Here is a 26,532-nt window from a genome sequence, read left to right on the forward strand (position 1 = left end):
TACTCTCGGACCGGCGTCACTTTGTTACGGAACCGAATCCGAGGGAGTTGGCGAAAAATGACGGTCTCGTCCGAATTGTCCGCAGCGGCGTGGGCCGCGGGTCTGCCGCAGTCACTGCGCGGCGAACTCGCGAGTCTCGAGGAGGCGTACTTCCGCCACGTCGACGCGGGCGATGTGGACTGCGCGATCACCGGGATCGCCCAGATCTTCCGACGGCACCTCGAACTCGCGATGACGCGTCCCGCCGGACGGACCTTGATCCGTGTCCACCGACCCGAGGACGGCACCGGCCTGGGCGCCGCGGTCCAACTGGTCACCGACGACATGTCCCTGCTGGTCGAATCGGTGACGGCCGCGCTCACCCGGATCGGCGTCGGCGTCAGCGAAGTCATCCACCCGATCTTCGAGGTCGAACGCGACGCCGAGGCGAGATTGATCCGCGCCGCGCCCTACGAGGTCGACCGGCCCGACGAACAAGCCGTGCGCGAATCCTGGATGCACCTGCAACTGCACTCCTCGGTCCCCGCGGAACTGCTCGACCGCATCGAACAGCAGTTGCCGGTGGTGGTCACCGACGTGCGCCAGGTCAACGCCGACACCGACGCGATGAAGTCGGTGCAGAGCACGCTGGCCGACGATCTCGAGGGCTGCGCGGGCACCGGACGCTGCCCGTTCACCGACGACGACCTGGTCGAGACCGCGAACCTGTTGCGGTGGTTGGCCAGTGGCAACTTCACCGTCCTGGGGTACGCGCGTTACCGTCGAGACGAGAAGGACGACTCCGCCTCCTACGCGCTGCCCGGCACCTGCCTGGGCGTGCTGCGGCCCGACGTCGGCACCGACTTCCGGGTGCCCGTCCACGACGGCGACCGCCCGCTGCTGATGCTCACCCAAGGGCTGGTCCCGGCCACCGTGCACCGGTCGGTGTACCCGTACTTCATCGGTGTGGCCGATATCGACGAATCCGGCGCGGTCGTGGGCGACCACCTGTTCATCGGCGTGTTCACCGTCACCGCCGTGCACGAGAACGTCCTCGACATCCCGGTGATCGCGAGTCGGGTGCGCGCGGCCATCGAGCAGAGCGGCTTCGGCCTGAACTCTTTCTCGGGTCAGGCCATGCTCGAGGTCATCCAGTCCTTCCCGCGCACCGAACTGTTCTCCTCGGATTCGGAGACCATGCGCGCCACCGCGACCGCGGTGCTCAACGTCGGATTGCGCAGGCAGGTCAAACTGTTCATGCGCGCCGACGGATACGGGCGGTTCGTGGCCTGCCTGGTCTATCTGCCCCGCGACCGCTACACCACCCGGGTCCGGTTGGAGATGCAGGACATCCTGGTCCGCGAACTCGGCGGTGCCTCGATCGACTATTCGGCGCGGGTCAGCGAAAGCGAATTGGCCAGCGTCTATTTCACGGTCAAGCTGCCCGACGGCGAGCTGGGCGCGCCCCGCGAGACCGCGACGCGCGCCGACACCTCCGAACCCAACCGCGTGCGCATCCAGCGCCTGCTGGCCGAGGCCAGCCACACCTGGGACGACCACCTCACCGACGAGCTGAACAGCGCGCCGGTCGTGGGCCCCGAAGTGGTCAAGCGCTACGCCGAAGCCTTCCCCGAGGGCTACAAGCAGGATTTCGCGCCCTCGCGCGCGCTGCACGACATCGTGCGCCTGGAGCGGCTCACCGAGGGCTCGATCGTCCAGCACCTCTACCGCCGCTCGGAGTCGACGCCCGGTTCCTGGCGGTTCAGCCTCTACATCGGTGGCACCGGCATCTCGCTGAGCCAAGTGCTGCCGGTGTTGCAGAGCCTCGGCGTCGAGGTCGTCGACGAACGCCCCTACCAGATCACCCTCGACGCCGTCGGGGGTGAATCGGCCGCCGAGCGGTGGATCTACGATTTCGGCCTGCTGGCCCGGCCGGAACTGCTGCGCAGCGCGCTCGACCGCGACCTGGACGCCGAACTGCTCGAGTCCTCGGCGCGCGCCGACGCGCTCGAAGCCGAGGTGCGCGGCCTGCGTGAACGCTTCACCGACGCATTCGAGGCGGTCTGGTTCGGCCGCGCGGAGGCCGACGGACTCAACGAACTCGTTCTGCGCGCCCGGTTGCCGTGGCGGGCGGTGTCGATACTGCGCACCTACGCCAAATACCTCCAGCAGGCCGGATTCCCGTACAGCCAGTTCAACATCGCGCGGGTGCTGCTCACCTACCCCGACGCGGCCCGCCTTTTCGTCGACCTGTTCGCGGCGCGTTTCGATCCCGAGACGGTCGACGCCGAACAGGCCGCCACCCTGGAGACCCAGTTGCGCGGGCGGATCGACGAGGTGGTCAGCCTCGACGCCGACCGCATCCTGCGCGCCATCCTCGGGCTGATCAAGGCGACCTTGCGCACCAACTACTACGTCACCGACGCCGAGGGCATGTCGCGCGACTACATCTCGGTGAAGGTCGAACCGCGCGAGATCGTCGAACTGCCCCGGCCGCGTCCGCAATTCGAGATCTTCGTCTACTCGCCCCGGGTCGAGGGCGTGCACCTGCGGTTCGGTCCGGTGGCCCGCGGCGGGTTGCGCTGGTCGGACCGCCTGGAGGATTTCCGCACCGAGATCCTGGGCCTGGTCAAGGCGCAGGCGGTCAAGAACGCGGTCATCGTGCCGGTCGGCGCCAAGGGCGGTTTCGTGGTGAAACAACCGCCCGCCGCCACCGGTGACCCGGGGGCGGACCGGCAGGCGCTGGGCGCCGAGGGCGTTGCCTGCTACCGCACCTTCATCTCCGGCCTGCTCGACATCACCGACAACGTCGACCGGGCCAGCGGAGCCGTGCTGCCGCCCGCCGGCGTGGTGCGCCGCGACGGTGACGACACCTACCTGGTGGTCGCCGCCGACAAAGGCACCGCGACCTTCTCCGACACCGCCAACGAGGTGGCCCAGCGCTACGGATTCTGGCTCGGCGACGCCTTCGCCTCCGGCGGTTCGGCGGGCTACGACCACAAGGCGATGGGCATCACCGCCAAGGGTGCGTGGGAGAGCGTCAAGCGCCACTTCGCCGAGATGGACATCGACACCCAGACCGAGGATTTCACCGTCGTCGGCATCGGTGACATGAGCGGTGACGTCTTCGGCAACGGCATGCTGCTCTCCGAGCACATCCGCCTGGTCGCCGCCTTCGACCATCGCCACATCTTCCTCGACCCGAATCCGGACGCCGCGAGTTCCTTCGCCGAGCGGCAGCGGATGTTCGAGTTGCCCCGGTCCTCGTGGGCCGACTACGACGCCTCGCTGATCAGCACGGGCGGCGGCGTGTGGGACCGCACCGTCAAATCGGTGCCGATCAGCGAACAGGCGCGCGCCGCGCTCGGCCTGGCCGAGGACGTGACCGCGCTGTCCCCGCCGGATCTGGTGCGCGCGATTCTGCTCGCCCCGGTCTCGCTGCTGTGGAACGGCGGCATCGGGACCTACATCAAGGCGTCCACCGAGACCAACGCCGAGGTCGGCGACAAATCCAACGACCCGGTGCGCGTCGACGGGAACCGGTTGCGCGTCAAGGTGATCGGCGAGGGCGGCAACCTCGGCGCGACGGCGCTGGGCCGGATCGAGTTCTGCCGCAACGGCGGCAAGATGAACACCGACGCCCTGGACAACTCCGCGGGCGTGGACTGCTCCGACCACGAGGTCAACATCAAGGTCCTGCTCGACGGCGTGGTGAGCAGCGGTCTGCTGGCCGAACCGGAACGCAACCCGCTGCTGGCCTCGATGACCGACGAGGTCGCCGACATGGTGCTGCGCGACAACGTCTCCCAGAACTCGCTGATGGGGATCTCGCGGTTCGAGGCGCCGCGGATGCTGCGGGTCAGCGCGCGGTTGATCGAGGATCTCGAGCAGCGCCGCGGTCTGGATCGCGAACTCGAGGCGCTGCCCTCCGACAGCGAGATCAAGCGCAGGATCGAGGAGGGCAGCGGCCTGGCCTCCCCGGAACTGGCGAATCTGATGGCGCACGTGAAGCTGTCGCTGAAGGCGGATCTGCTGGTGTCGGAACTGCCGGATATGGCGTGGTTCGCCAACCGGCTGCCCGACTATTTCCCGACGCCGCTGCGCGAACGCTTCGGCGCCGCGATCAAACGGCACCGCCTGCGTCGCGAGATCGTCACCACGATGATCGTCAACGAGGTGGTCGATCACGGCGGGATCACCTACGCGCACCGCTTGAACGAGGAGGTCGGGGCGACGGCCACCGACGCGGTGCGCGCGTTCGCGGCGGCCGCCGACATCTTCGACCTGCACACCATGTGGGCGCGCATCCGGGAGGCCGACGCCTCCACCTCGGTGCGCGACGCGCTGGAACTCGAGACCAAGCGCACGCTGGACCGGGCCTCGCGGTGGCTGCTGAGCAACCGTCCGCAGCCGATCGCGGTGGGCGCGGAGATCAACCGCTACAGCCGCGGCGTGCGCGAGCTGGCCCCGAAGGTGCCGGGCTGGCTGCGGGTGCACCACGTCTCGACGCTGACCGATCACGCGGCCGACCTGATCGCCGAGGGCGCGCCGACCGATCTGGCGACCGAGGTCTTCGGCCTGCTCAACCAGTTCCCGCTGCTGGACGTCCTCGATATCGCCGACATCACCGATCGTGACGGCGAGGAGGTCGGCCAGCTGTACTACGCGCTCAACGACCACCTCAAGATTGATTGGCTGCTCGAGGCGGTCAGCCATCTCGAACGCGGCGACCGGTGGCATTCGCTGGCGCGACTGGCGCTGCGCGACGACATGTACAGTTCGTTGCGCTCGCTGACCCTCGACGTGCTCTCGGCCGGTGATCCTGAGGAGACGGCCGACGAGAAGATCGCCTACTGGGAGTCCAAGAACCAGTCCCGCCTGGGGCGCGCCCGCGCGGCCCTGTCGGAACTGTTCGAGTCGGGGACCCACGATCTGGCGACGCTGTCGGTGGCGGCGCGGCAGGTGCGCAGCATGGTCAGCGGCGTGGGCGTGCAGTCCGAACGCTGAACCGCGTGGTCGGGTGCGCTCGCCGGGCGCACCCGACCGAATGGTGTTACGGTGCAGGATGAAGTGCGGGCGGTGCCGCGCCCGGCGGGAACGTGTTCCGTTTCCGGCGCGCCCCGCGACGATCATCGGGGACCGCGATTGCGATACTGGTTGCCGCGAAAGTGATCGAGTCCGGTGACCGAGGTCTCGCCCGAGCCCACCGCGACGAGGCGGGCGGCACGGATGAGCGTCGGGAACCCAGTCGGAGGTACCACGTGACGAACTCTGTGAACGGCAAGGGGATGAAGGAGGGCGGCGCGGTCGTGCTGCCCAAACGTTTCCACGCCAAAGTGGAGATCCGGTGGTCGGATATGGACGTCTACCAGCACGTCAATCACGCCCGCATGGTGACGCTGCTCGAGGAGGCGCGGATTCCGTGGCTGTTCGACGGCAAACCCACCGCGACGTTGCGTGAGGGCTGCGTGCTGGCCGATCTGCGGGTGCGCTACCGCGGTCAGTTGCGGCACGAGGACACTCCGCTCGACATCGCCATGTGGATCGAGCAGTTGCGCGCGGTCGACTTCACCGTCGGCTACGAGGTACGCGCCAGCGGGGCGGCCCCCGATTCCCCGCCCGCCGTGATCGCCTCCACCCAGATCGCGGCGTTCGACATCCGCACCCAGCGGTTGCGCAGGTTGTCGCCGGTGGAACGCGAGTATCTGTCCGAGTGGATGGTGGGCTGATCCTCCGGTCGACAGGGTTGTCGTGATGATGTCGCCGCAGCGGGTGCTGCACGTGTCCGATCCGGCCGAGCGCGAGAATCTGGCCACCTTCCTGAGCAGGGCCGTGCGGTTGGATCCGGCCACGGTGGTGCGTCTGCGCAAGCGCGGCGACCGACTCGTGGCGGCTTGGGTCGGCACGGGTTTCGAGGCGTTGGCGGTGCGGACGGTGCAGGCCGAACTCGGCGTGGACGATGTGACGGTGGGCGCGGACCTGGTGCTGGCGGGTCTGTCCTCGGGCAGTCCGATCGATCTGGGGTATTCGATGGATTCGGCGTGGCGTGGCGCGTTGCCGCCGACCGACGGGTTCGCCCACATCGATGACGTGCCCGCGCGCTCGCTGGTGGAACTGGCCGAGCGGGGCGCGCAATTGGCCAAGGAGCACGGCAGTTCGCACGGGCCGCCCGCCTCGCTGCTGGATCAGACGGTGCTCACCGCCTCGGCGGACCGGCTCTCGGTGGAGGTCCCGATGCGGGTGGTCTTCGCGCTGACGGCGATGGACTTCATCCCGCATTCGGGCGACAAGGCCGAGTCCCGGCGGATTCCGACCGCCGAGATCGTGCGGGTCCGCGCCACGAAGACCTGGCTGCGCCTGGACGCGCGCTACGGTTCGGTCGCCCGCCGTCGCGGTGGCGCGATCCCGCTGACCCCGCAATAGAACGCCGACCCCGGCCTCGGCCCGACGACCTCAGCCCGCGCCGAACAGACGCAATAGGGCGGTGGTTCCCGCGGCGGCCAGGATCACCACCGGCAGCGGGGCCGAACGCCACGCCAGCAGTCCGGCGACCAGGACGCCCGCGGGGAGGGCGAGGTCGACGTGTCCGGCGGTGAAGGGCAGGGCGGTGACGGCGGCCACGGCGGCGAGGAGCACCACCGCGCCGATCTCCAGCAGGCGCACGGCGCGGTCGGGGAAGCTGATCCGGTTGCGCAGTGCGGGTCCGGCCCAGCGGAAGGCGAAGGTGCCCGCGGCGAGCGCGAGCGCCGCGACGATCGTCATCGGGAGACCTTTCTGTTCGGCTGGGCGCGGTGGCGGGCCGCGGTGGTGGGAAATGGATGCGTCCAGTGGTCGCCGTGGGTGCGGGGTGAGTTCACCGGGATGCGTCGGGGGCGGCGTCGCGAGTCCGGGGCAGGAGGCGGTGCGCGGCGAACAGGCCGACCAGCGCACAGAGCACGGGCAGTCCCTGGGGCAGCACCGGGGCGCTGACCAGGGCGAGGACTACGCCGACGGCAACGGCCCAGCGTGTGGCGCGGTCGCGCAACGCGGGCACGACCAGGGCGGCGAGCACGGCCGGGAAGACCGCGTCCAGTCCGAAGGCGTCGGTGTCGGGGACCAGGCTGCCGATCAGCGCTCCCAGCGCGGCTCCGCCCGGCCACACGATCGCGACGCCGAGTCCGCACAGCCAGTAGGCGGCGCGTCTGCGGTCGGGGTCGGTCTGGGCGAGGGCGACGGCGACGGCTTCGTCGTTCATGACGTGGGTGCCGAGCAGGCGTCGCGGACCGGCCCCGGTGACGGTGGGCAGGGACAGGCCGTAGGGCAGGTGGCGCGCGTTGACGACGAGTCCGGCCAGGACGGCGGCGAACGGGTTACCGCCCGTGGCGAGGATGCCGAGGAACAGGAATTCGGCGCTGCCCGCGAGCACGAGGACGCTCAAGACCACCGGCAGCCACATCGGGAAGCCCCACCCGACGGCGGTGGCGCCGTAGGAGACGCCGATGACGGCGACGGCGAGCAGCACCGCCGCGATGCCGCCGACGGTGTCCCGATCCAGTGTTCGCCATATCGAACGCATGTTGCCTATAGTGAACGCGGACGGTCGGGATCGTCAAGCGAACAGTTCTCCCGATGTGATTACCTGTTGGCCGATTCGGAACTCGACGGGAGTGGGCGATGGCACGGGACGAGACGACCACGGCGACGCCGCAGGCGGTGATCGCGGCTTCGCTGCGCCGCGAGCGCACCAGGGCGGGACTGTCGCTGACCGAGGTCGCCCACCGCGCGGGCATCGCGAAATCCACCCTGTCGCAACTGGAGTCGGGCAGCGGCAACCCCAGTCTGGAAACCCTGTGGGCGCTGTGCGTCGCGCTGGACATGCCGTTCTCGCGCCTGCTCGACCCGCCGCGCCCCACCGTGCAGGTGATCCGCGCGGGCGAGGGGCCGGTGGTCGCCGCCGAACACGCCGACTACCGCGCCACCCTGCTCGCGGCCGGTCCGCCCAACACCCGGCGCGACGTCTTCCGGATCACCGCCGAACCAGGTCACGCGCGGCGCTCCGATCCGCACATTCCGGGGGTGGTCGAACACGTCCTGCTCGCGGCGGGACGCGCGCTGGTCGGGCCGATCGAGGCCCCGGTGGAACTCGCCCCCGGCGACTACATCAGCTACCCGGGCGACGCGCCCCACGTCTTCGAGGCGCTGGACCCGGCGACGTGGGCGACGCTGGTCATCGAGTACGCCTGAGGCTCAGGCCGCGCCTTCGCCGAGGTATTGCAACCACACCGGATCGAGTTCGGAGGTGGTCGACAGCAGTCGCCAGTGCGGGCCTTTCGGCGAGACGAGCGGGGAGCGCAGCGTCCACCCCAGCTCGCTGAGCAGTTTGTCGGCTTTGCGATGGTTGCACGGCGCGCAACTGGCGACGCAGTTCTCCCAGGAGTGCTCGCCGCCGCGACTGCGCGGGATGACGTGGTCGATGGTCTCGGCTTTGCCCCCGCAGTAGCCGCAGCGGTAGCGGTCGCGGTGCATGAGCGCGGCCCTGGTCATCGGGACGCGGGCGCGGTAGGGGACGTGCACGTAGGTGCGCAGTCGGATGACGGAGGGGATGGCGACCTCGGTCTCGGCCGAGTGCACGACGGGGCCTTCGTCGTTGTGGTGGACCGCGTCGGCCTTGTCGCAGATCAGCAGGACGACCGCGCGGCGGGCGGACAGTGCGGTGAGCGGCTCGTAGGTGGCGTTCAGAAGCAACACCCGGCGCTTCAACCAGTTGACGGTCTCGGTGGGAACGGCGGTCAGATGCGGACCGGGATGAGCGGTCTCGCCGGGGCGGTGGCCCCCGGAATGATGGTCGGACAAAATGTGCAGCGGAGCAGCCCCCGACCCACGGATGTGGACGTCGGCGGGCTGGAGTTGTCGGTGTGCCCTGGCCTCGTGTGATCGGCCGTGCCGCTGCTTCATGGGTACCTCCGTGGGACTGCTCCCCAGTTGACCACGGAAACCCCCCGATTGCACGGTGATTTCGCACAATGTTCGGTCAACTGCCGCTGAAGCGCCGTCGGGTCGCCGTAGGCCCCGGTCGGGGCGCGTTCGACGGCCACGGGGGCACAATGGACGGTGGCCGCGGCGGCGGCCATGCGATCACCTACCCGGCGAGAGGATCAGATGAGTACCGGTGAGCAGACGGCCACGTCGTTCTACGAGGCGGTCGGCGGCGCGGAGACCTTCCGACGGATCGTGGCGGTGTTCTACCGCGAGGTGGCCGCCGACGAGTTGCTGCGCCCGCTCTATCCGGAGGAGGATCTCGGTCCGGCCGAACGGCGTTTGCGGATGTTCCTCGAGCAGTACTGGGGCGGTCCGCGCACCTACTCCGACGAGCGCGGTCATCCGCGCCTGCGGATGCGGCACATGCCGTTCAAGGTGGGGCCGCTGGAGCGGGACGCGTGGTTGCGCTGCATGCGGATCGGGGTGGCCGAGATCGAACCGGAGATCCTCGACGACGACCATCGCAAGGCCCTGCTCGACTACCTGGAGATGGCCGCGAATTCCCTGCTGAACTCGCCGTTCTGAGGGTGGACGCCCGGTGTCCGAAAGGTGACGAACATCGCGATTTGGCGGTGGCGGTGAATTCGCGGGCGGCCGTGCGATGGAATCTTCGCTCCGACCGGGGCCGCTGGACGTGGTAAATCGTGCCGACCGGTCCCGATGCCGATGATTTGCCGCATATTTCGAATGTCGGGTCCCCTGAGAGAATTCGGTGAAATTCTTTGGCACTATTGCGGACGTGACAGAATCACCAGCCGCGCCGGTGGAGGGCAACGCGCCGGTTGACGGCGCAGCACAACCGTGGTGGCGTTCGGCCGTGTTCTACCAGGTCTACCCGCGTTCGTTCGCCGATTCCGACGGCGACGGCGTCGGCGATCTCGGCGGGATCGAGGACAAGCTCGGCTATCTGGAACTGCTGGGCGTCGACGCGTTGTGGATCTGCCCGGTCATGCGTTCCCCGATGGCCGACGGCGGATACGACGTCTCCGATCCCCGCGACATCGATCCGCTCTTCGGCGGACTCGAAGCGATGGACTCGTTGCTCGAGGCCGCCCACCGACGCGGGATCAAGATCACGATGGATCTGGTGCCCAACCACACCAGCGACCGGCACCCGTGGTTCGAGGCCGCGCTGCGCGCCGCGCCCGGCGGCGGTGAGCGGGCCCGCTACATCTTCCGCGACGGCCGCGGCCCCGACGGCGACCAGCCGCCCAACAACTGGCCGAGCATCTTCGGCGGACCGGCCTGGACCAGGGTGACCGAACCCGACGGCACTCCCGGCCAGTGGTATCTGCACATCTTCGCCCCCGAACAGCCGGACCTGAACTGGGACAACCCGGAGGTCATGGCCGATTTCGAGCAGACGCTGCGCTTCTGGCTCGACCGCGGGGTCGACGGGTTCCGCATCGATGTCGCGCACGGGATGGCCAAGCCGCCGGACCTGCCGGACATGGCCGAGGTCTCCACCAAGATGCTCGTGCACGACGACGACGATCCGCGTTTCAACAATCCGGGCGTGCACGAGATCCACCGCCGGTTCCGCAAGGTGCTCGACGAGTACCCGCACGCGGTGTCGATCGGCGAGGTGTGGGTGGACGACAACACCCGCTTCGGCGAATACGTCCGTCCCGACGAACTGCATCTGGCCTTCAACTTCCGCCTCGCCGAGACCGCCTTCGACGCCGAGCAGGTGCGCGCGGCGGTGGACAACTCGCTGGCGGCGGTGGCCCCCGTCGGGGCGACGCCCACCTGGACGCTGTCCAACCACGACATCGAACGCGAGGTCACCCGCTACGGCGGCGGGCCGGTCGGGGTGGCCAGGGCCAAGGCCATGATGATGGTCGAGTTGGCCCTGCCCGGTTCGGTGTTCCTCTACAACGGGTCCGAATTGGGTCTGCCGAATGTGGACGACCTGCCCGAGGAAGCGCTGCGGGATCCGGTGTGGGAGCGCTCCGGGCACACCGAGCGCGGCCGCGACGGCTGTCGGGTGCCGCTGCCCTGGGAGGGCGACGCGCCGCCGTTCGGCTTCACCGCGGCTCCGGCGGCATGGCTGCCGCAACCGGCCGCGTGGGCCGGGTCGACGGTGGAGGCGCAACTCGAGGAACTCGGGTCGACGGTGTCGCTGTACCGCCTGGCGATCGAGATGCGTGGTTCGCATCCGGAATTCGCGGGCGCGACGGTCGAGTGGTATGGCAGTCCGAAGGGCTGTCTGGCCTTCCGCAGGCCGGGCGGGCTGATCTGCGTCCTCAACGCCACCGCCGCGCCGATTCCATTGCCGCCCGGCGACATGCTGCTGGCCAGCGCTGCCCTGGTGGACGGTCAACTGCCGCCGGACGCCGCGGCCTGGCTGGTCTGAGGGTGGGTCCGGGACCGACACGGACGCCCCTGGTGTCGACCACGCGATGATCTACTACAGCCGATCGGATACCGTTGATCCGTGAGCATTCTCGAGACAGTGCTGATTTTCGGCGGCATCCCGCTGGTGGTCTACGGCGCCATCGCGGGCTTGTCGTTCCTCGGCAAGCCCTTCGCCGGTGACAAGCCGACCCATTTCGACCTCGGTCAGAAGTGGACGCAGCCGCCGGTGCTGTGGAGTGCCACCGACGAGGTGACCGGACACGGTCACCACGGTGCCGGGGCGCACGGCGACCACCACGCCATCGAGGCGTCCGCGGCGGATCTGATCGGAGGCCGGGCAAGTGGCAAGTTCTGAGTGGCCCGCGGTGGTCGAATCCGACCTGCCGCACGGATACGCGCTGACCAGCAGCGGTCGCGTCTCGGGTGTGCACGAGGCGGGTGAGGTGTTCAAGGAGGTGCCGTTCAGCGACGACGAGCGGCTCACCATCGACAACGTGCTCACCGAGGCCACCCGCGCGACGAAGGTGCGCTTCAACATCTACATCGGCGATCTCGGCGCCGACACCGCCGCCGGTGTCGACGCGATCTTCCCGGCCACGCCGGAGGCCGCGCGGTCGGTGCTCATCGCGGTCTCGCCGAACGAGAAGGCCGTCGAGGTCCGTTCCGGCCGCGAGGTCGCCGACCGGGCCAACGACCGGGTCTGCCAACTCGGTGTGACGGCGGCGCTGAGCAGTCTGCGCCGCGGCGACCTGATCGACGGACTGGTCTCCGCGATCCGCGTGATGACCGCCGCGATCGGCCGCTGACCGCGCTCGGCTGATCCCTGACCAACAGCGGCCCCGGACCCGAAGGTCCGGGGCCGCTGTCGGCTGTGGTCAGCTCGCGTCGAACGCGCGGGCCCGCAGCGACCGCTCGATACCGGCCTTGCCCTCGCCGACCAGCCTGCGCAGCGCGGGCGGGTGGTCGGCGGACAGGAACTTCTCGGCCTCGGCCACGGCCTGCTCCGACACGGCCCACGAGGGGTAGAGCCCGATCACGACGGTCTGGGCGACCTCGCTGGAGCGGCGCTCCCACACCCCGGGGATCTCGGCGAAGTAGCGCTCGACGTAGCCGGCGAGCAGGTCTTCCTGCCCCGCGGGCGCGAACCCGCCGACGATGGCGCGCGCGGTGATGTTGGGGACGGTGTCGTCACCCATCACCGTCTGCCACGCGTTCTCCTTGACCTCGGCGATCGGGCGCGCGGTCGCGGCGGCCGCCGCCTGGCGCTTGCCCGCCGCGGTGCGGTCGCCCGCCAGTTCGGCGTCGATGACCGGGGTGTCCGTGCCGTCGGCGTCGATGACGCCCGCCGCCGCCAGCGCGGTCACCAGACGCCAACGCAGGTCGGTGTCGATGTCGAGGCCGGGCAGTCCGGCGTCCGCGCCGTCGAACAGCGCGCGCAGCGCCTCGGTGTGCCGGGGTTTGAGCTTCGCGCCGGTCAGCGCGTTGACGAAGGCCAGTTGGTGATCGGAGCCGGGTTCGGCGGCGCGGGCCAGTTCCAGCAGGCGATCGGCGAATTCGGGCCTGCCGACCTCGGCCGCCCAGGTCGGCTCGGCGTAGCTGCCGATGGCGGTGGCGGCCTGCATGAGCAGGCGCTGCACGACGCCGATCTCCGATTCCGCGCCGACGCCGCGCTGCACGAGGGCGACGAAATCGCGGGCGCGCATCTCGGCCTGCCTGGTCATCTCCCAGGCCGCCGACCACGCGAGCGTGCGCGGCAGCGGGTCGACGATCTCGTGGATGCGGTGCAGCACCACCTCGAGCGACTCCGGGTCCAGGCGCACCGAACAGTAGGTGAGGTCGTCGTCGTTGACCAGCACGAACCGGCCGCGCTCCACACCGACCAGGTCGGGGACCTCGGTGCGTTCGGTCGCGTCCAGATCCAGTTCCACGCGGTGCGTGCGCACCAGCTTGCCGTCCCGCTCGCCGTAGACGCCGACCGCGAGTCGGTGCACGCGGTACTCACCCGCACCGGGCTGCGCGCCTTCCTGCACCACGGCGAATCGGGTGAACCGGCCCTCGGCGTCGACCTCGAAATCGGGGCACAGAATGTTCAGGCCGGTGGTCTTGAGCCACTGCGAACCCCAGTCCGACAGGTCGCGGCCCGAGGACTTCTCCAGCGCGGCCAGCAGGTCGTCGAAGGTGGCGTTGCCGTAGGCGTGATCGGCGAAGTAGTCGCGCAGACCGGCCAGGAACGGCTCCAGCCCGACGTAGGCGACCAACTGCTTGAGCACCGAGGCGCCCTTGGCGTAGGTGATGCCGTCGAAGTTGACCTCGACCGCGTGCAGATCGGGGATGTCGGCCGCGATCGGGTGGGTGGAGGGCAACTGGTCCTGGCGGTAGGCCCAGGACTTCTCCACATTGGCGAAGGTGGTCCAGGCGTTGGTGTACTCGGTGGCCTCGGCCTGGCACAGCACCGAGGCGAAGGTGGCGAAGGACTCGTTGAGCCACAGGTCGTCCCACCACTTCATGGTGACCAGGTCGCCGAACCACATGTGCGCCATCTCGTGCAGCACCGTCTCGGCGCGGCGCTCGTAGGCGGCCCTGGTGACCTTGGAACGGAAGACGTAGTCCTCGAGGAAGGTGACCGCGCCCGCGTTCTCCATCGCGCCCGCGTTGAACTCGGGCACGAACAACTGGTCGTACTTACCGAAGGCGTAGGGGACGCCGAACTTCTCGTGGTAGAAGCCGAAGCCCTGCTTGGTCTCGGTGAACAGGCGGTCGGCGTCCATGTGCGCGGCCAGCGAGGCCCGGCAGTAGATGCCCAGCGGAATCGTGCCGTGCCCGTCGGTGTAGGCGTCGGTCCACTGCGCGTAGGGGCCCGCGATCAGCGCGACCAGGTAGGTGCTCATCCGCGGGGTGGTGCGGAACAGGTGGTGGCCGGGTTCCGCGCGCAACGTCTCGACCACCGCGCCGTTGGAGATGACCTTCCAGTCCGGCGCCGCCGTCACCGCGATGTCGAAGGTGGCCTTGAGATCCGGCTGGTCGAAGCAGGCGAACATGCGCTTGGCGTCGGCGGTCTCGAACTGCGAGTACAGGTAGACCGCGTCGTCGGACGGGTCCACGAAGCGGTGCAGGCCCTCGCCGGTGTGGGAGTACTCGCAGTCGGCCTCGACCACCAGTTCGTTGCGTTCGGCCAGATCGGTCAACCGGATGCCGGTGGACTCGTCGTAGTCGGACACGTCGATCGCGACGCCGTTGAGCACGGCCGAACGCACACCGCGCGCGACGATGTCGATGAAGGTGCTCGCCCCCGGCGTGGCGGTGAAACGCACCGTGCTGCGGGAGAAGAACGTGTGCTCGCCCGGCTGCCCGGACCCGTCGGTCAGATCGAGATCGATGCGGTAGTTCTCGACCTGCACCGTGGCGGCGCGTTCGATCGCCTGTTCGCGAGTCAGGTTGGGTGCGGACATGAGGCTCCTTCGTGGTCGAAGAACGGCAGGCCCCACCAACCCTATCGGTGCCGCACGGCGTCGCACGTCGAAGACACCGCGGCCCACGCGGGGCGAGTGGCCGGGGGCGGCGGCGGTATCGTGCACGTGCCGCGCAGGCACATCACCGGAGGATTCGGAGGCCAGACGTTGAAGCATGTGCACGCCGGGAAGGTGCGCGATCTGTACGAGGACGGCGACACGCTGGTGCTCGTCGCCTCCGACCGGGTCTCGGTCTACGACGTCGCGTTGCCGACGCCGATTCCCGACAAGGGTGTACTGCTGACCCAACTGTCGAACTGGTGGTTCGACTTCTTCGCCGACATCCCCAACCACTTGGTCTCCACGACCGACGTGCCCGCCGAATTCGCCGGGCGCGGTGTGCGGGTGGCGCGGCTGGAGATGATCCCGGTCGAATGCATCGCGCGCGGGTACCTGACCGGCGGCGGTCTGAAGGAATACCAGGCCACCGGGGCGGTGTCCGGGGTGGCGCTGCCCGTGGGGCTGCGGGACGGCGACAAGCTGCCCGAACCGATCTTCACCCCCACGACCAAGGCCCCGCAGGGCCACGACGAACCGATCACCTACGCCGACGTGGTCGACCGGCACGGCCGTGAGGTCGCCGAACTGCTGCGCGACACCACCTTGGACCTGTACCGGCGCGGCGCCGAACACGCGGCGGGGCGCGGCGTGCTGATCGCCGACACCAAGGTCGAATTCGGCTGGCACGGTGAGGTGTTCACCCTCGGCGACGAAGTGCTCACCTCCGACTCCTCGCGGTTCTGGCCCGCCGACCGGTGGGAGCCGGGCCGCGCGCAGCCCTCCTTCGACAAGCAGTTCGTGCGCGACTGGGCCACCTCGACCGGCTGGGACAAGGAACCCCCGGGGCCGCACATCCCGGACGACGTGGTCGCCGCGACCCGCGCCAAGTACATCGAGGCCTACCAGCTGATCACCGGACTCAACTGGGGCTGAGCCGCCCCTCGGTGAGTAGTTCGGCCAGCCGGTCCAGGAACGGCACCTGCCCCTTGCCGAGTTTGCGGTGCGCGGTCTCCAGGTCGAACCACTGCGCGCGGTCGATCTCGGGAAACTCCGCTCGGCGACCCGAGCGCGGCGGCCACTCCATCTCGAAGGTCCCCGGCACGACCAGCGTCGGGTCCAGATCGCCCAGCACCGCCCACGCCGTCACCGTCTTCTTGCTCGCGCCGCTGCCGTAGCGCACCTGCCCCAGCGGCAGCCAGTCACCCTGCGGCACGGGCAGTCCCAGCTCCTCGGTGAACTCGCGCGCGGCCGCGTCCCGCGCGTCCTCCTCCTCGGCGAGGTACTCGCCCTTGGGAATCGACCACCCGCCGTCGTCCTTGTTCGTGTAGTACGGGCCGCCGAGATGGCCGAGCAGGACCTCGGGCGCGCCGTCGGCGTCGCGGCGGAACAACAGGACTCCGGCACTGGTCTTCTCGGTCATCCGTGCAGTGTGCTCGCTCGACGCCGAGTCTGTGCTCGCGGGGCGGTCGATGCGGTGAATCGCTGTCCGGGGTGCGGTTGGGCACTCGCGCGCCGCCGAGAGGTGATGCGTTCGGCGGGTCAGCGTGTGGTAGCGGCGCGCAGGCGGGCGGCGCGCAGGGTGAGGTAGTCGCGTTCGGGGGTGCTGGTGGTGCGGGCGGCGGCCGCGGTGTAGGCGGCGATTGCGGCGACGTGGTCACCCGCCATCTCGTACAGGTGCCCGCGCACGGCGGCCAGGCGGTGACTGCCCGCCAACTCCGCGTCCGACCCGGCGACGACCGCGAGTCCGGCCGCCGGGCCGTCGGTCATCGCGACCGCGACCGCGCGGTTGAGCGTCACCATCGGGCCGCCCGCCATCGTCTCCAACACCGTGTACAACTGCCGCACCCGCATCCAGTCGGTGTCCTCGGCGCGGCGGGCGTCCGCGTGCACGGCCGCGATCGTCGCCTGCACCTGGTACGGGCCACGCAAGCCGTCGGACAGCGTCGCCGTGACAAGTCGCAGACCCTCGGTGATCCGCGCGCGATCCCAGCGGGTGCGGTCCTGTTCGGCCAGCGGGATCAGTTCGCCGTGCGGACCCGTGCGCGCCGCCCGCCGCGCATCGGTGAGCAGCATGAGCGCCAACAGCCCGGTGACCTCGCTGTCCTCGGGCAGCAGAGCGCGCACCTCGCGGGTCAGCCGGATCGCTTCCCCGGACAGGTCGCCGCTGTGCAGGTCGGGACCCGCCGTACTGGTGTGCCCTTCGGTGAAGATCAGATACAGCACGTGCAGGACCGGGCCGAGCCGTTCGCGCCACCGGGCGCCGCCCGGCGGCCCGAACGGGCGCTCGAGCGTCGAGAGCCGTTTCTTCGCCCGCGAGATGCGTTGCGCCATCGTCGCTTCCGGCACCAGGAAGGCGCGCGCGATCTGCGCGGTGCTCAACCCGCCGACGGCGCGCAACGTCAACGCGATCGACCCCGCCGTCGGCAGCGCCGGATGACAGCACAGGAAATACATCGCCAAGGTGTCGTCACGATCGACGGCGTGCGCGTCGGGCACCTCGCGCGCCACGACGACGTCCTCCCGGCGACGCCGGGCCACCTCGGCGCGGATCGCGTCGGCCATGCGCCGCTCGGCCACCCGGATCAGCCACGCGCGCGGATTGTCCGGGAATCCGTCCGCGGGCCACCCGGTCGCCGCCGCGAGCATGGCCTCCTGGAGCGCGTCCTCGGCGGTGTCGAAATCGCCGAACCTGCGCACCAGCACGCCCAGCACGCGCGGCGCGAGCGCCCGCAGCACCGACTCGACCTGCACCGCGTCCGACTCCGGTGAGGTAGACGCCGCCCCAGGCGGATTCGCCGCCGCGCTCTGCGCGCTGGAGGTCGCCGGGCCTTCCGCGCTGGAGGTCGTCGCGTCCTCTGCACTCGATATCGCCGTGCTCTGCGCGCTCGAGGTCACCGGAGCGGTGCGTGCGGACTCCGTCATTCCTGGGCGGGTGCGCTCATCAACGCCCGCACCTGGATGTATTCGCCGATCGGCGCGCCGCCGGGGCCGGGGGCGGCGGAGGCCAGTGCGGCGATCTCGACGGCGCGTTCGGGGGAGTCGACGTCGACGATCCAGTAGCCCGCGAGGAACTCCTTGGTCTCGGGGAACGGGCCGTCGGTGACCACGGGGGCGGTGCGGCCGTCGGCGGAGACGATCCGCGCCTCCTCGGGGCCCGCCAGGCCCTGGGCGTCGACGAGTTCGCCGTTGGCGGAGAGCAGTTCGCCCAGCGCCTTCTGGAACTCGATGTGGGCGACGATGTCCTCGGGCGACCATTCGCCGATGGGGGTGTCGCAGTGCGCGGCCGCGCCGTAGGTCTTGATCAGCATGTATTTCACGGTCGGTCTCCTCGCCGGTCCGGGAGCGCCCCTGCGGCGCCGCCGCGAGTGGGTCGCAGCCGGCACCGCGTTCTCGACACGTTCGGGGTGGTGATCCGGCTCACAGCGGTTGGTCGGTATCGGCCAGACGGTCCGGATCGACCGGTTCGCCCGCGGCGATCAACTCCTTGACGCGGTCGGTGACATCCCAGACGTTGACGTTCATCCCCGCCAGCACCCGGTTGTCGCCGTCGAGCCAGAACGCCACGAATTCGCGGCCCGCCAGGTCACCGCGCACCACGACCCGCGCGTACTCGCCCGCGGCGGCGTAGCCGGTGTACTCCATCCCCAGGTCGTACTGGTCGGTGAAGAAGTAGGGGAGTCGGTCGTAGACGGCGTCGCCGCCGAGCATGGTCGAGGCCGCCACCGCGGGCTGATTCAGCGCGTTGGCCCAGTGCTCGACCCGGATGCGCCTGCCCAGCGTCGGATGCCGTTGTTCGGCGATGTCGCCGATCGCGACGATGTCGGGGTCGCTGGTCGCCAGGCGCTCGTCGACCAGGACCCCGCCGTCCACCTCCAGGCCCGCGTCGGCGGCCAGATCGATATTCGGTCGCGCGCCCACCGCGATCAGGACGGCATTCGCCTCGACCGTGCTGCCGTCACCCAGGCGCAACCCGGTGGCGAGCATGGCCTCGCCTCCGTCGCGGGTGGTGATCTCCTCGACCGTCACCCCCAGGCGCAGGTCCACCTCGTGCTCGCGGTGCAGGTCGGCGAACACCGCACCCATCTCCGGGCCGAGCGCGCCCAGCAGCGGTTGTTCGGCCGATTCGACCACCGTGACCCGCAGCCCGGCCCCGCGCGCCGCCGCGGCCACCTCCAGTCCGATCCAGCCCGCGCCGATCACCGCGAGACTGTCGTTCTGGCCGAACAGTTGCAGCAAGGTCTCGGAATCCTCGATGTTCCGGAGCGTGTACACGTTCGGCGAGTCCGCGCCCGGCAGATCCGGGCGGCGCGGGGTGGACCCGGTCGCCAACGCCAACTTGTCGTAGGGCAGCGTCGACCCGTCGGGCAACGTCACCGTCTTGGCCTCGCGGTCGATCGCCGTCACCGTCGTGCCCAACCGCAGATCCACCCGGTGATCGCGATACCACTGCGCCGGATCGACCGTGAAGTCGGCGAACTGCTTCTTGCCGAACAGATACTCCTTCGACAACGGCGGCCGCTCGTAGGGCAGATGCTCCTCCGCGCCGATCACCGTCACCTCCCCCTCGAAGTCGTTGGCGCGCAAGGCTTCGGCGAGTTTGGCCGCGGCCAGACCCCCACCGACGACGACGAAACGAGGCTGCGAACTCATGGTCGGACTCCTTCGCGGAGGGGATGGATTCCTGGCACGAGCCTACTGTCACCGACCCCGCGCGACCCCGGTTCGCGCGGACCGGGAACGAACCGCCGCGATCTGTGGTTGGTTCGAGTATCGGCGCGGGGTCACTCCCGCCCGAACACCGAACTTCGCGCAAAGTCGAGAGGAACCCCCGTGACCGACACGGCCGAGAAGAACGTCGCAGACTTCTGGTTCGACCCGCTGTGCCCCTGGTGCTGGATCACTTCCCGCTGGATTCTGGAGGTCGAGAAGGTCCGCGACATCGAGGCGCGTTTCCACGTCATGAGCCTGGCGGTGCTCAACGAGGGCCGCGACCTGCCCGAGCAGTACCAAGCGCTGATGGCGATCGGCTGGGGCCCGGTCCGGGTCGCCATCGCCGCCGCCCAGCAGCACGGCGACAATGTGCTCGCCCCGCTCTACACGGCGATGGGCACCCGCATCCACGAGCGCAAGAGCGAATACGAGCGCGAGAACCGCGCCGACTCGCTGGCCGCCGTCATCGCCGACTCGCTCGCCGAACTCGGCCTGCCCGCCGAACTCGCCCAGGCCGCCGAGAGCACCGACTACGACGAGGCCCTGCGCGCCAGCCACCACGCGGGCATGGACAAGGTCGGCATGGACGTCGGCACCCCGACCATCCACGTCAACGGCATCGCGTTCTTCGGACCGGTGCTCTCGCGCATCCCGCGCGGCGAGGACGCGGGCAGGGTGTGGGACGGCGTCGTCGCCCTGGCCTCCTACCCGCACTTCTTCGAGCTCAAGCGCAGCCGCGACGAAGACCCGTCCTTCGACTGATCGCCCGAACGGTGTGGCGGCGGACTCGCCGCCACACCGTGCTCAGGGGCGAGCGGTGTCCGGCGGGTCGGCCTTCTCGTCGGCGTTTTTCGGTGCGGGGGCGTCGGTGGCCGACGGCCGGTCGGAGGTCGAGCTGTCCGGCCCGACGGTTCCGGCCGACTTCTCGGTGGACACCGGATTCGGCACGCTCGTCGGGATCGAGTCGGCCTCGGGTTCCTTCTCGGTGGCGGGTCGCTCGGCCGGAGGCGCTGAGCTCTCCGGAGTGGCGGGCGCGTCGTGCGGGGGCGTCGCGTCACGCGGAACTTCCGGCGGGCGACTGCCTGCTGCCGGGACGATCGCCGGGTCGGTCCGGTGGGTGTCGGAGAGCGGATGCGGTCCGCTCTCTCTTGCCGGTCCGTTGGGATGGGGATGCGGACCGCTCCCATGTCCGAGTCCGCCGGGCGGGTGCGCTCCGGAGTGCTGCGCAGGTCCGCCGGAGAACGGTTGGCCGGGGCCGGTGTGCGGGCCGTGGCTTCCGGGCGGCGGGGAGTATCCGCCCTGCGGTCCGCCGAATCGCGGCAACGGACCGGTGTGGGGACCGACCGTGGGTGCACAGTACTGCCCAGGGAGGCCCGGTTGGCCGGGTTGCGGATGCGGTCCGCTGTGTCCGGTTCCGCCGGGATACGGCGGCGGGGCCGGATTTCCTCCGCCGAACTGGGGCAGTGGGCCGGTATGAGGTCCGTGGGCGGGGGAGGAGAAGCTGCCCTGCGGGCCGTGTACCCGGGGCAGCGGTCCGGTGTGCGGGCCGTCTCCACCCGGCTGCGGCCCGGACGATCCGAGGCCGCCCGGTGAGCCGTACTTGCCGGCGCCCGAAGGCGGCGGACCGCCGTAGCCGGGGAATCCGCCGGTGGGCAGGGCGGCGAGCGGCGCGGTCGGCCGCCAGAGCAGATTGCCGTGTTTGGTGCGGTCGCGCAGCGCCCACATGCGCCAGGTCAGTACCGGATGGCTGACCAGGCCGTTGTAGAGCCAGACGAAGAAGCCGCGTTCGGCCGGTGCCCGGTCGGCCATCTCGTCGAAGCCGACCAGCGCGTTGAGGTACTTGCCGCCGGCCAGGGTGTTCATCGCGCCGCGCGCGCCGCGGTGGTTGTAGCAGTAGCCGTGGTTGTCGGCGGTGTACTCCTGCGCGCGTCGCAGCGAACCGCCCAGGATCGGCAGGTACGGCACCACGTACATGCCGAGCCACCGCCAATAGGAGGCGTGGCCCGCGGCGATGTGGCCGACCTCGTGGCCGATGATGAACGCCAGCGCGTCGGGATCGCGTGCCGCGCCGCCGATCTCGAACAGGTCGCTGTTGACGGCGACGAAGCGCCGGAAGCCGTGTCCGGAGGCGAAGGCGTTGATCGCGCCGTTGCCGAGCACCACGTACGCGTCGGGCGTCTTGGCCATCCCGAAGCGGTGGGCGGCCTCGGTGACCATGCGGTGCGCGTCGGGGAACTGGGTGGGGGTGATCCGGATGCCGCTGGTGCGCAGTTGCGCGAACAGCATGCCGCGTTGCAGCCACAGCAGCAGCGGGGCCAACAGCAGCGGCGCGGAGATCTGCAACGGGATCCACCCGGCCAGCGTCATGATCAGCCCGAGGACGAAGAACAGGCCCGTGATCACCACGATCACGGTGAGCAGCGGCACCTCCAGGGTGTGCCGGGCGGGCATGCCGAACGGTGACAGTCCGCGGACCTGCTGGATGGGGCCCGGCGGTTTCGGGCCGTAGATCGTGTCGGGTGACTGATAGCCGGGGAGCCAACCCGGCGGCCCGGCGGCCGGGTCCCACCCGGCCGGGTTGATCACCGGAGTCGAACCCGTCGGCCCGCCACCGGAATCCGCGGTCATGAGCGAGGGATGCCGTTGGTCGTCGGACTGCATGGCAGGAACTCTATTCATTCCCCCGCCGTCGGCATCCCGAGAGCGCCTGACACAATCGCTGCCATGCGCGTATACCTGGGTGCCGACCATGCCGGTTTCGAGTTGAAGAATCTTGTCAAGGCCCATCTGGAAGAGGCGGGCCACGAGGTCGTCGACTGCGGCGCGCTCGAGTACGACGCGCTCGACGACTACCCGGCGTTCTGCATCGACGCCGCGCGCCGGACCGTCGCCGATCCGGGCAGCCTCGGACTGGTGTTCGGCGGCAGCGGCAACGGCGAGCAGATCGCCGCCAACAAGGTGCCGGGCGCTCGCTGCGCGCTTGCCTGGAGCGTGGAGACGGCCAAGTTGGCCCGCGAGCACAACAACGCGCAACTGATCGGCATCGGCGGCCGTATGCACAGCACCGACGAGGCCCTGGCCATCGTCGACGCGTTCGTCGCCACCCCGTGGTCGGGCGAGGAGCGCCACCAGCGCCGTATCGACATCCTGGCCGAGTACGAGAAGTCCGGCGTGGCCCCGGCGACCGTCTAGGCGGCTGGACAATGCCCGAAGGGCATACCCTGCACCGACTGGCCCGCTTGCACGAGCGACGCTTCGCCGGGTCGGTGGTGCGGGTGTCGAGTCCGCAGGGGCGATTCGCCGACGGCGCCGCCTCGGTCGACGGACAGGTGCTCGAGCGCTCCGAGGCGCACGGCAAACATCTGCTGCACCACTACGCGTCCGGGGCGACCGTGCACGTCCACCTGGGGCTCTACGGCAAGTTCTACGACGCCGAACTGCCGATGGGCGAGCCGATCGGGCAGGTCAGGATGCGCATGGTCGGCGGGTCCGGTTTCGGCACCGATCTGCGCGGACCGGCCGCCTGCGAGGTGCTGACGCCGCCGGAGGTCGAGGCGCTGACCGACCGGTTGGGCGCCGACCCGTTGCGCGGGGACGCCGATCCCGCACGGGCCTTCCAGCGGATCACGCGCTCGCGCAGGGCGATCGGAGCGCTGCTGATGGATCAGTCGGTGATCGCGGGCGTGGGCAACGTGTACCGGGCCGAAGTGCTGTTCCGGCACGAGATCTCGCCGTATCGCCCGGGAACCTCCCTGGAAGCCGCACTGTGGCAGGCCCTCTGGGACGACTTGGTCGACCTGATGCCGGTCGGAGTCGCCACCGGGCGAATGCATGTCGTGCGTCCCGAACACGATCACGGCGAACCGTCCTACGCCCCCGACCGCCCCAGGACCTACGTCTACCGCCGCGCGGGCGCGGCCTGCCGGATCTGCGGGTCGACGGTCCTGCACGCGGTCATGGAGGGGCGCAACCTGTTCTGGTGCCCCGGCTGTCAACCGGACTGACGCCGAAGCCCCCTTCTCCGAGTGCGGATGCCCCGCGTCGCGATCTCAGCCCGCGACCGCGGCGTCGATCTCCGGCTCGTCGGAATCCGAGAACGCGAACCGCCGTCCGCCCGCCGTCTTGGCGGTGTACATCGCCCGGTCGGCGCGACGCAGCAGATCGGTGAAATCGCAGGGGGACCCCGGTGCGGTGTGCGCGGTGCCGACACTCGCCGAGACCGGCACGGGACCCGCCGTCGACCACACCGGGTCGCGCAGCGCGTGCACGATCTTGTGCGAGATCTCCATCAGCGTGTGCGCGTCGCGGTTGACCGCGAGCACGAATTCGTCACCGCCGTAACGGCAGATCACCGTGTCGGAGGGGCAGATCTCCTTGAGCCGCTTGGCCAATTCGACCAACACCTCGTCGCCGACCGCGTGCCCGTAGCCGTCGTTGATCTGCTTGAACCTGTCCAGGTCGATCAGCAGCAGGCCGACGTGGCTGGTCGGGTCGGCCGCCATCCGGCGCACCCTGTCCTGCAACAGCGTGCGGTTGGCCAGATCGGTGAGCGCGTCGTGGGTGGCCTCGTGCCGCAGTCGATGTTGCAGCGCCGCGATCTCCTGGACCCGCAGCGAGACCTTGGCGGTCATGTTCTGCTCCTGCTGGGCCAGCGCGCGTTCCTGGAGGGCCTGGGCGTAGCTGTCGATGGCCTGGCTGGCCACGAACGGCCAGCGGGTGGCCACCAGCGAACCCGGCCTGCCGGAGGGGAAACCGAGCAGCCAGCGGCTCGCCTGGGCCAGCATGCGGGTGCGCTCGAAAGGGGGATCGGCCAGCAGCGCGCCGAGTTCGCGGGCGGCGGGGACCGGGAAGGGCTCGAAACGCGCGAGATCGAGCAGGCACTGGACGACCTGGACCAGGACCGGCTCCAACTGCTGCGGAGTCGTGTGCGAACCGGGCTCCGCGCAGACCGCGCGTGCCCAGGCGCGCGCCATCGCGGCGACGGGCGGATCGGTGTCGGCAGACATCGCGCTCACCCGACCGGGTCGACGTCGGCACCCTGCCCCGTGCGAGCACAGGGACCGGTTTCACCCCGATCACTACTGCTATGCGGTTGGGTCCACCGTGGTTGGTGCACGTTCACCGCCCCCTTTCCAGATACCCCCGTCCGGCAAAAAGGATCCTAGCAAGCCACCCGGCACTGAAAAACGCCGTTTCACAACGAGTTTTCGACGCCCGACGAATGGCGATCGGTTGTGTGATCGTTCCGGGACCCCCGGTGTTACACATCAATCCCGGTTCGCCGGACGTTCGCGCGGTGACATGCCAGAAGTATGCCCGAAATCGGATGAATCCGCCGCTCGACGGCGGTTTTCGAAGCCGCGGCCGACCGCGCGATCCCCCCGGACGTGGCGAAGTCGGTCGGATCCGCGGGGGAGTGACCTGTGACACAGTCGTCCGAGCAGGGGGCGATTGGCATTTTCGGTGGCGCATTCGGTACAGTCGGTGCGCACACGACATCGTGGCGATCCCATCGGTGTCGTATGCCTGCGGGTGTAGTTCAATGGTAGAACCTCAGCCTTCCAAGCTGATGGTGCGGGTTCGATTCCCGTCACCCGCTCCACACACGAGTTCATCCTCGCCGAGGCCATCGGCCGACGAGGGCCACGGGGTGTAGCGCAGCTTGGTAGCGCATCCGCTTTGGGAGCGGAGGGTCGCAGGTTCAAATCCTGTCACCCCGACAGTCTTTCGCGGAGCGCGGCCCAGGTCAGGGGCCTTCGCCCGTTCTTCGGCAACATTGCCGGATAGCCGTTCGCTACCGGATTTGACCGCGATTCGCCGGTGTCTATCGCACGTAGATCGCACGGCCGGACCACGTTTGGCCCTGGTCAGTGGTGGCCTGCGCATGACGGGGGCTGGCTACCCGCCTGCCCCATAGGGCCTGCCCGTCACGCGCAGAGGCTCGCAGGTCAAGGGTGGCCCTTGGGCCATCGGCGTGCCGACGCGACTTGTCGCGCCCTTGAGGTGTGAGGGGCGCGGGATCACAATGCAGGCCACCACAGACCAGGGCCACGCGACCGGAGGTCGCGAGGATAGCCGCGCGGAGACGGTTACTTCGATGGCTCGCGCGGGAAGTTCTGAAGTGCATGATTGAGCATGTCCACTACTGCCTGATTTGAGCGTTCGCGTATGGCCTCGATTTCGTCTGCGGTTTCGCGAAGCTGACCAGGGGTCACGCTCTTACTGAGCTTGCTGATGCTCGTTGCGGTCGCGAAGTTCTCGTTGGTCACTGTGATCATGCGCTCCTGCAAGGTGTCGTCCGAGGTCAGCAGCCGAGCTGACAGCGCCGCGCTAAGAACATCGTTGGTCGCGGGCTGGAGCTTGTTCAGGTTGTGCAGCGTTAGTTGTGTTCGATAGCTGCCACGGATGTTTCCGGGTTCGTTCGTCTCGATCGCCTCGGCCAGCGCCCGGGCCATCTGTGCGGCCATATTGGCATGGGTGCCACACGCACTGACCTGAAACGAAAGTGCGACCACCGCATCACCCAGGCTGCGTGTGTGCTCGTTGTCCTTGTCGTGACGCCACCGCTCCTCGGCCCGCTGGTAGGTCGCCTCTGCGAGCTTGAGAGATGCGCTTGACCGTTTGAGCGTCAGGACGTTGAAAATGGTTGCTGCGACTAGGGCAGCCACGCCAACGATGACCGTTCCGGACATGGCGCAAACTTACAGCGTTGCCTCACGAGAAGCTATGTGGCAAGCGAGCGAAGCCCGTGCGGCAGCTCGTATGTGAGTCGACCGGAGTAGGGCGCCGACGATATCGGCTCGACAGGACCCAGTTCGCGCCCTGGCGGCGATCCCATCCGCCGACGCACCGCCGCGCCGGTGCCCGACGAGGTACGAGGAGGGTGCCGTTGCGTGGCGTGCGCGGCGGCGGCGCGGAGCGCCGCCGGGGCGCTCTTGATCCTATATAGCTGAATTCG

The 26,532-nt window shown here is 69.5% G+C and carries 23 protein-coding genes and 2 tRNA genes; 14 read left to right on the top strand and 11 right to left on the bottom strand.

The window, feature by feature from the left end:
• Positions 1 to 57: 57 nt before the first annotated feature.
• The 3 genes from ON30_RS07145 (at position 58) to ON30_RS07155 (ending at position 6,402) form a co-directional block, all read left to right on the top strand.
• Entirely contained in the window at positions 58 to 4,986 is a 4,929-nt protein-coding gene (locus tag ON30_RS07145) for an NAD-glutamate dehydrogenase (protein WP_040705065.1), read from the top strand.
• Positions 4,987 to 5,267: 281 nt separating this feature from the next.
• A complete protein-coding gene (locus ON30_RS07150) occupies positions 5,268 to 5,708 on the top strand; it encodes an acyl-CoA thioesterase (RefSeq protein WP_051029050.1) in 441 nt (146 codons plus the stop codon).
• A 25-nt stretch (positions 5,709 to 5,733) separates the two neighbouring features.
• Positions 5,734 to 6,402 carry a DUF8010 domain-containing protein gene (locus ON30_RS07155; RefSeq protein ID WP_373282505.1) on the top strand — a complete coding sequence of 223 codons (669 nt, stop codon included), beginning with the start codon at positions 5,734 to 5,736 and terminating at the stop codon, positions 6,400 to 6,402.
• A gap of 30 nt (positions 6,403 to 6,432) precedes the next feature.
• On the opposite strand, the gene ON30_RS07160 is transcribed toward ON30_RS07155, so the two are convergent.
• The gene (locus ON30_RS07160; protein WP_040705067.1) at positions 6,433 to 6,741 is read right to left on the bottom strand and encodes an AzlD domain-containing protein; all 309 of its coding nucleotides are present in this window, start codon (positions 6,739 to 6,741) and stop codon (positions 6,433 to 6,435) included.
• A 91-nt stretch (positions 6,742 to 6,832) separates the two neighbouring features.
• Complete coding sequence (locus ON30_RS07165; RefSeq protein ID WP_040705069.1) at positions 6,833 to 7,534, bottom strand: AzlC family ABC transporter permease; 702 nt, start codon at positions 7,532 to 7,534, stop codon at positions 6,833 to 6,835.
• A 98-nt stretch (positions 7,535 to 7,632) separates the two neighbouring features.
• On the opposite strand from ON30_RS07165, the gene ON30_RS07170 reads away from it, so the two are divergent.
• On the top strand, positions 7,633 to 8,202 hold the full coding sequence (locus tag ON30_RS07170; RefSeq protein ID WP_051029029.1) for a helix-turn-helix domain-containing protein: 570 nt from the start codon (positions 7,633 to 7,635) through the stop codon (positions 8,200 to 8,202).
• A gap of 3 nt (positions 8,203 to 8,205) precedes the next feature.
• Here the strand turns inward: ON30_RS07170 and ON30_RS07175 are convergent, their stop codons facing one another.
• Positions 8,206 to 8,913 (bottom strand): HNH endonuclease, encoded by a 708-nt coding sequence (locus tag ON30_RS07175; RefSeq protein WP_174387410.1) that lies wholly within the window; start codon positions 8,911 to 8,913, stop codon positions 8,206 to 8,208.
• A 204-nt stretch (positions 8,914 to 9,117) separates the two neighbouring features.
• Between ON30_RS07175 and ON30_RS07180 the strand changes: the two genes are divergently transcribed.
• From ON30_RS07180 to ON30_RS07195, 4 genes are all read left to right on the top strand, one after another.
• On the top strand, positions 9,118 to 9,522 hold the full coding sequence (locus ON30_RS07180) for a globin (RefSeq protein ID WP_040705071.1): 405 nt from the start codon (positions 9,118 to 9,120) through the stop codon (positions 9,520 to 9,522).
• A 238-nt stretch (positions 9,523 to 9,760) separates the two neighbouring features.
• Complete coding sequence (locus tag ON30_RS07185) at positions 9,761 to 11,353, top strand: glycoside hydrolase family 13 protein (RefSeq protein WP_040705073.1); 1,593 nt, start codon at positions 9,761 to 9,763, stop codon at positions 11,351 to 11,353.
• Between the two features lie 81 nt (positions 11,354 to 11,434).
• Positions 11,435 to 11,710, top strand: a complete 276-nt coding sequence (ctaJ, locus tag ON30_RS07190) for an aa3-type cytochrome oxidase subunit CtaJ (RefSeq protein WP_040705075.1) — start codon at positions 11,435 to 11,437, stop codon at positions 11,708 to 11,710.
• Entirely contained in the window at positions 11,697 to 12,161 is a 465-nt protein-coding gene (locus ON30_RS07195; protein WP_040705077.1) for a DUF5130 domain-containing protein, read from the top strand. The genes ctaJ and ON30_RS07195 overlap by 14 nt, the downstream gene beginning before the upstream one ends.
• Before the next feature lie 69 nt (positions 12,162 to 12,230).
• On the opposite strand, the gene pepN is transcribed toward ON30_RS07195, so the two are convergent.
• Entirely contained in the window at positions 12,231 to 14,804 is a 2,574-nt protein-coding gene (gene pepN, locus ON30_RS07200) for an aminopeptidase N (protein WP_040705078.1), read from the bottom strand.
• A gap of 168 nt (positions 14,805 to 14,972) precedes the next feature.
• On the opposite strand from pepN, the gene ON30_RS07205 reads away from it, so the two are divergent.
• Positions 14,973 to 15,797, top strand: a complete 825-nt coding sequence (locus ON30_RS07205) for a phosphoribosylaminoimidazolesuccinocarboxamide synthase (protein WP_040705252.1) — start codon at positions 14,973 to 14,975, stop codon at positions 15,795 to 15,797.
• Here the strand turns inward: ON30_RS07205 and ON30_RS07210 are convergent.
• The 4 genes from ON30_RS07210 to ON30_RS07225 all read right to left on the bottom strand — a co-directional run bounded on the left by ON30_RS07210 (position 15,784) and on the right by ON30_RS07225 (position 19,514).
• The gene (locus tag ON30_RS07210) at positions 15,784 to 16,284 is read right to left on the bottom strand and encodes an NUDIX hydrolase (protein WP_040705081.1); all 501 of its coding nucleotides are present in this window, start codon (positions 16,282 to 16,284) and stop codon (positions 15,784 to 15,786) included. The two genes, ON30_RS07205 and ON30_RS07210, sit on opposite strands and share 14 nt — an antisense overlap.
• Positions 16,285 to 16,403: 119 nt before the next feature.
• Positions 16,404 to 17,786, bottom strand: a complete 1,383-nt coding sequence (locus tag ON30_RS07215) for an RNA polymerase sigma factor (RefSeq protein ID WP_083911200.1) — start codon at positions 17,784 to 17,786, stop codon at positions 16,404 to 16,406.
• Positions 17,783 to 18,181 carry a YciI family protein gene (locus ON30_RS07220; protein ID WP_174387412.1) on the bottom strand — a complete coding sequence of 133 codons (399 nt, stop codon included), beginning with the start codon at positions 18,179 to 18,181 and terminating at the stop codon, positions 17,783 to 17,785. Before ON30_RS07220 ends, ON30_RS07215 begins: the two co-directional genes overlap by 4 nt.
• A 100-nt stretch (positions 18,182 to 18,281) precedes the next feature.
• Positions 18,282 to 19,514: an NAD(P)/FAD-dependent oxidoreductase gene (locus tag ON30_RS07225; protein ID WP_040705086.1), complete on the bottom strand. Its 1,233-nt coding sequence runs from the start codon at positions 19,512 to 19,514 to the stop codon at positions 18,282 to 18,284.
• A 180-nt stretch (positions 19,515 to 19,694) separates the two neighbouring features.
• Between ON30_RS07225 and ON30_RS07230 the strand changes: the two genes are divergently transcribed.
• A complete protein-coding gene (locus ON30_RS07230; RefSeq protein WP_040705087.1) occupies positions 19,695 to 20,336 on the top strand; it encodes a mycothiol-dependent nitroreductase Rv2466c family protein in 642 nt (213 codons plus the stop codon).
• Between the two features lie 42 nt (positions 20,337 to 20,378).
• On the opposite strand, the gene ON30_RS42210 is transcribed toward ON30_RS07230, so the two are convergent.
• Positions 20,379 to 22,235 (bottom strand): M48 family metalloprotease, encoded by a 1,857-nt coding sequence (locus ON30_RS42210; RefSeq protein ID WP_063719840.1) that lies wholly within the window; start codon positions 22,233 to 22,235, stop codon positions 20,379 to 20,381.
• 63 nt (positions 22,236 to 22,298) lie between these two features.
• Here ON30_RS42210 and ON30_RS07240 point away from each other — a divergent pair, with 63 nt between their 5' ends.
• The gene (locus ON30_RS07240) at positions 22,299 to 22,766 is read left to right on the top strand and encodes a ribose-5-phosphate isomerase (protein WP_040705089.1); all 468 of its coding nucleotides are present in this window, start codon (positions 22,299 to 22,301) and stop codon (positions 22,764 to 22,766) included.
• An 11-nt stretch (positions 22,767 to 22,777) separates the two neighbouring features.
• The gene (locus ON30_RS07245) at positions 22,778 to 23,578 is read left to right on the top strand and encodes an Fpg/Nei family DNA glycosylase (protein WP_040705091.1); all 801 of its coding nucleotides are present in this window, start codon (positions 22,778 to 22,780) and stop codon (positions 23,576 to 23,578) included.
• Positions 23,579 to 23,623: 45 nt separating this feature from the next.
• On the opposite strand, the gene ON30_RS07250 is transcribed toward ON30_RS07245, so the two are convergent.
• A complete protein-coding gene (locus ON30_RS07250; protein ID WP_040705093.1) occupies positions 23,624 to 24,580 on the bottom strand; it encodes a GGDEF domain-containing protein in 957 nt (318 codons plus the stop codon).
• A 522-nt stretch (positions 24,581 to 25,102) separates the two neighbouring features.
• On the opposite strand from ON30_RS07250, the gene ON30_RS07255 reads away from it, so the two are divergent.
• Together ON30_RS07255 and ON30_RS07260 are read left to right on the top strand one after the other, a co-directional pair.
• A tRNA-Gly gene (locus ON30_RS07255) sits at positions 25,103 to 25,176 on the top strand.
• A gap of 44 nt (positions 25,177 to 25,220) precedes the next feature.
• A tRNA-Pro gene (locus ON30_RS07260) sits at positions 25,221 to 25,294 on the top strand.
• A 369-nt stretch (positions 25,295 to 25,663) separates the two neighbouring features.
• Here ON30_RS07260 and ON30_RS38895 read toward each other — a convergent pair.
• Positions 25,664 to 26,266, bottom strand: a complete 603-nt coding sequence (locus ON30_RS38895; protein ID WP_157183646.1) for a hypothetical protein — start codon at positions 26,264 to 26,266, stop codon at positions 25,664 to 25,666.
• Positions 26,267 to 26,532 lie beyond the last annotated feature (266 nt).

Source organism: Nocardia takedensis NBRC 100417 (genome assembly GCF_000308695.1).
GTDB lineage: Bacteria > Actinomycetota > Actinomycetes > Mycobacteriales > Mycobacteriaceae > Nocardia > Nocardia takedensis.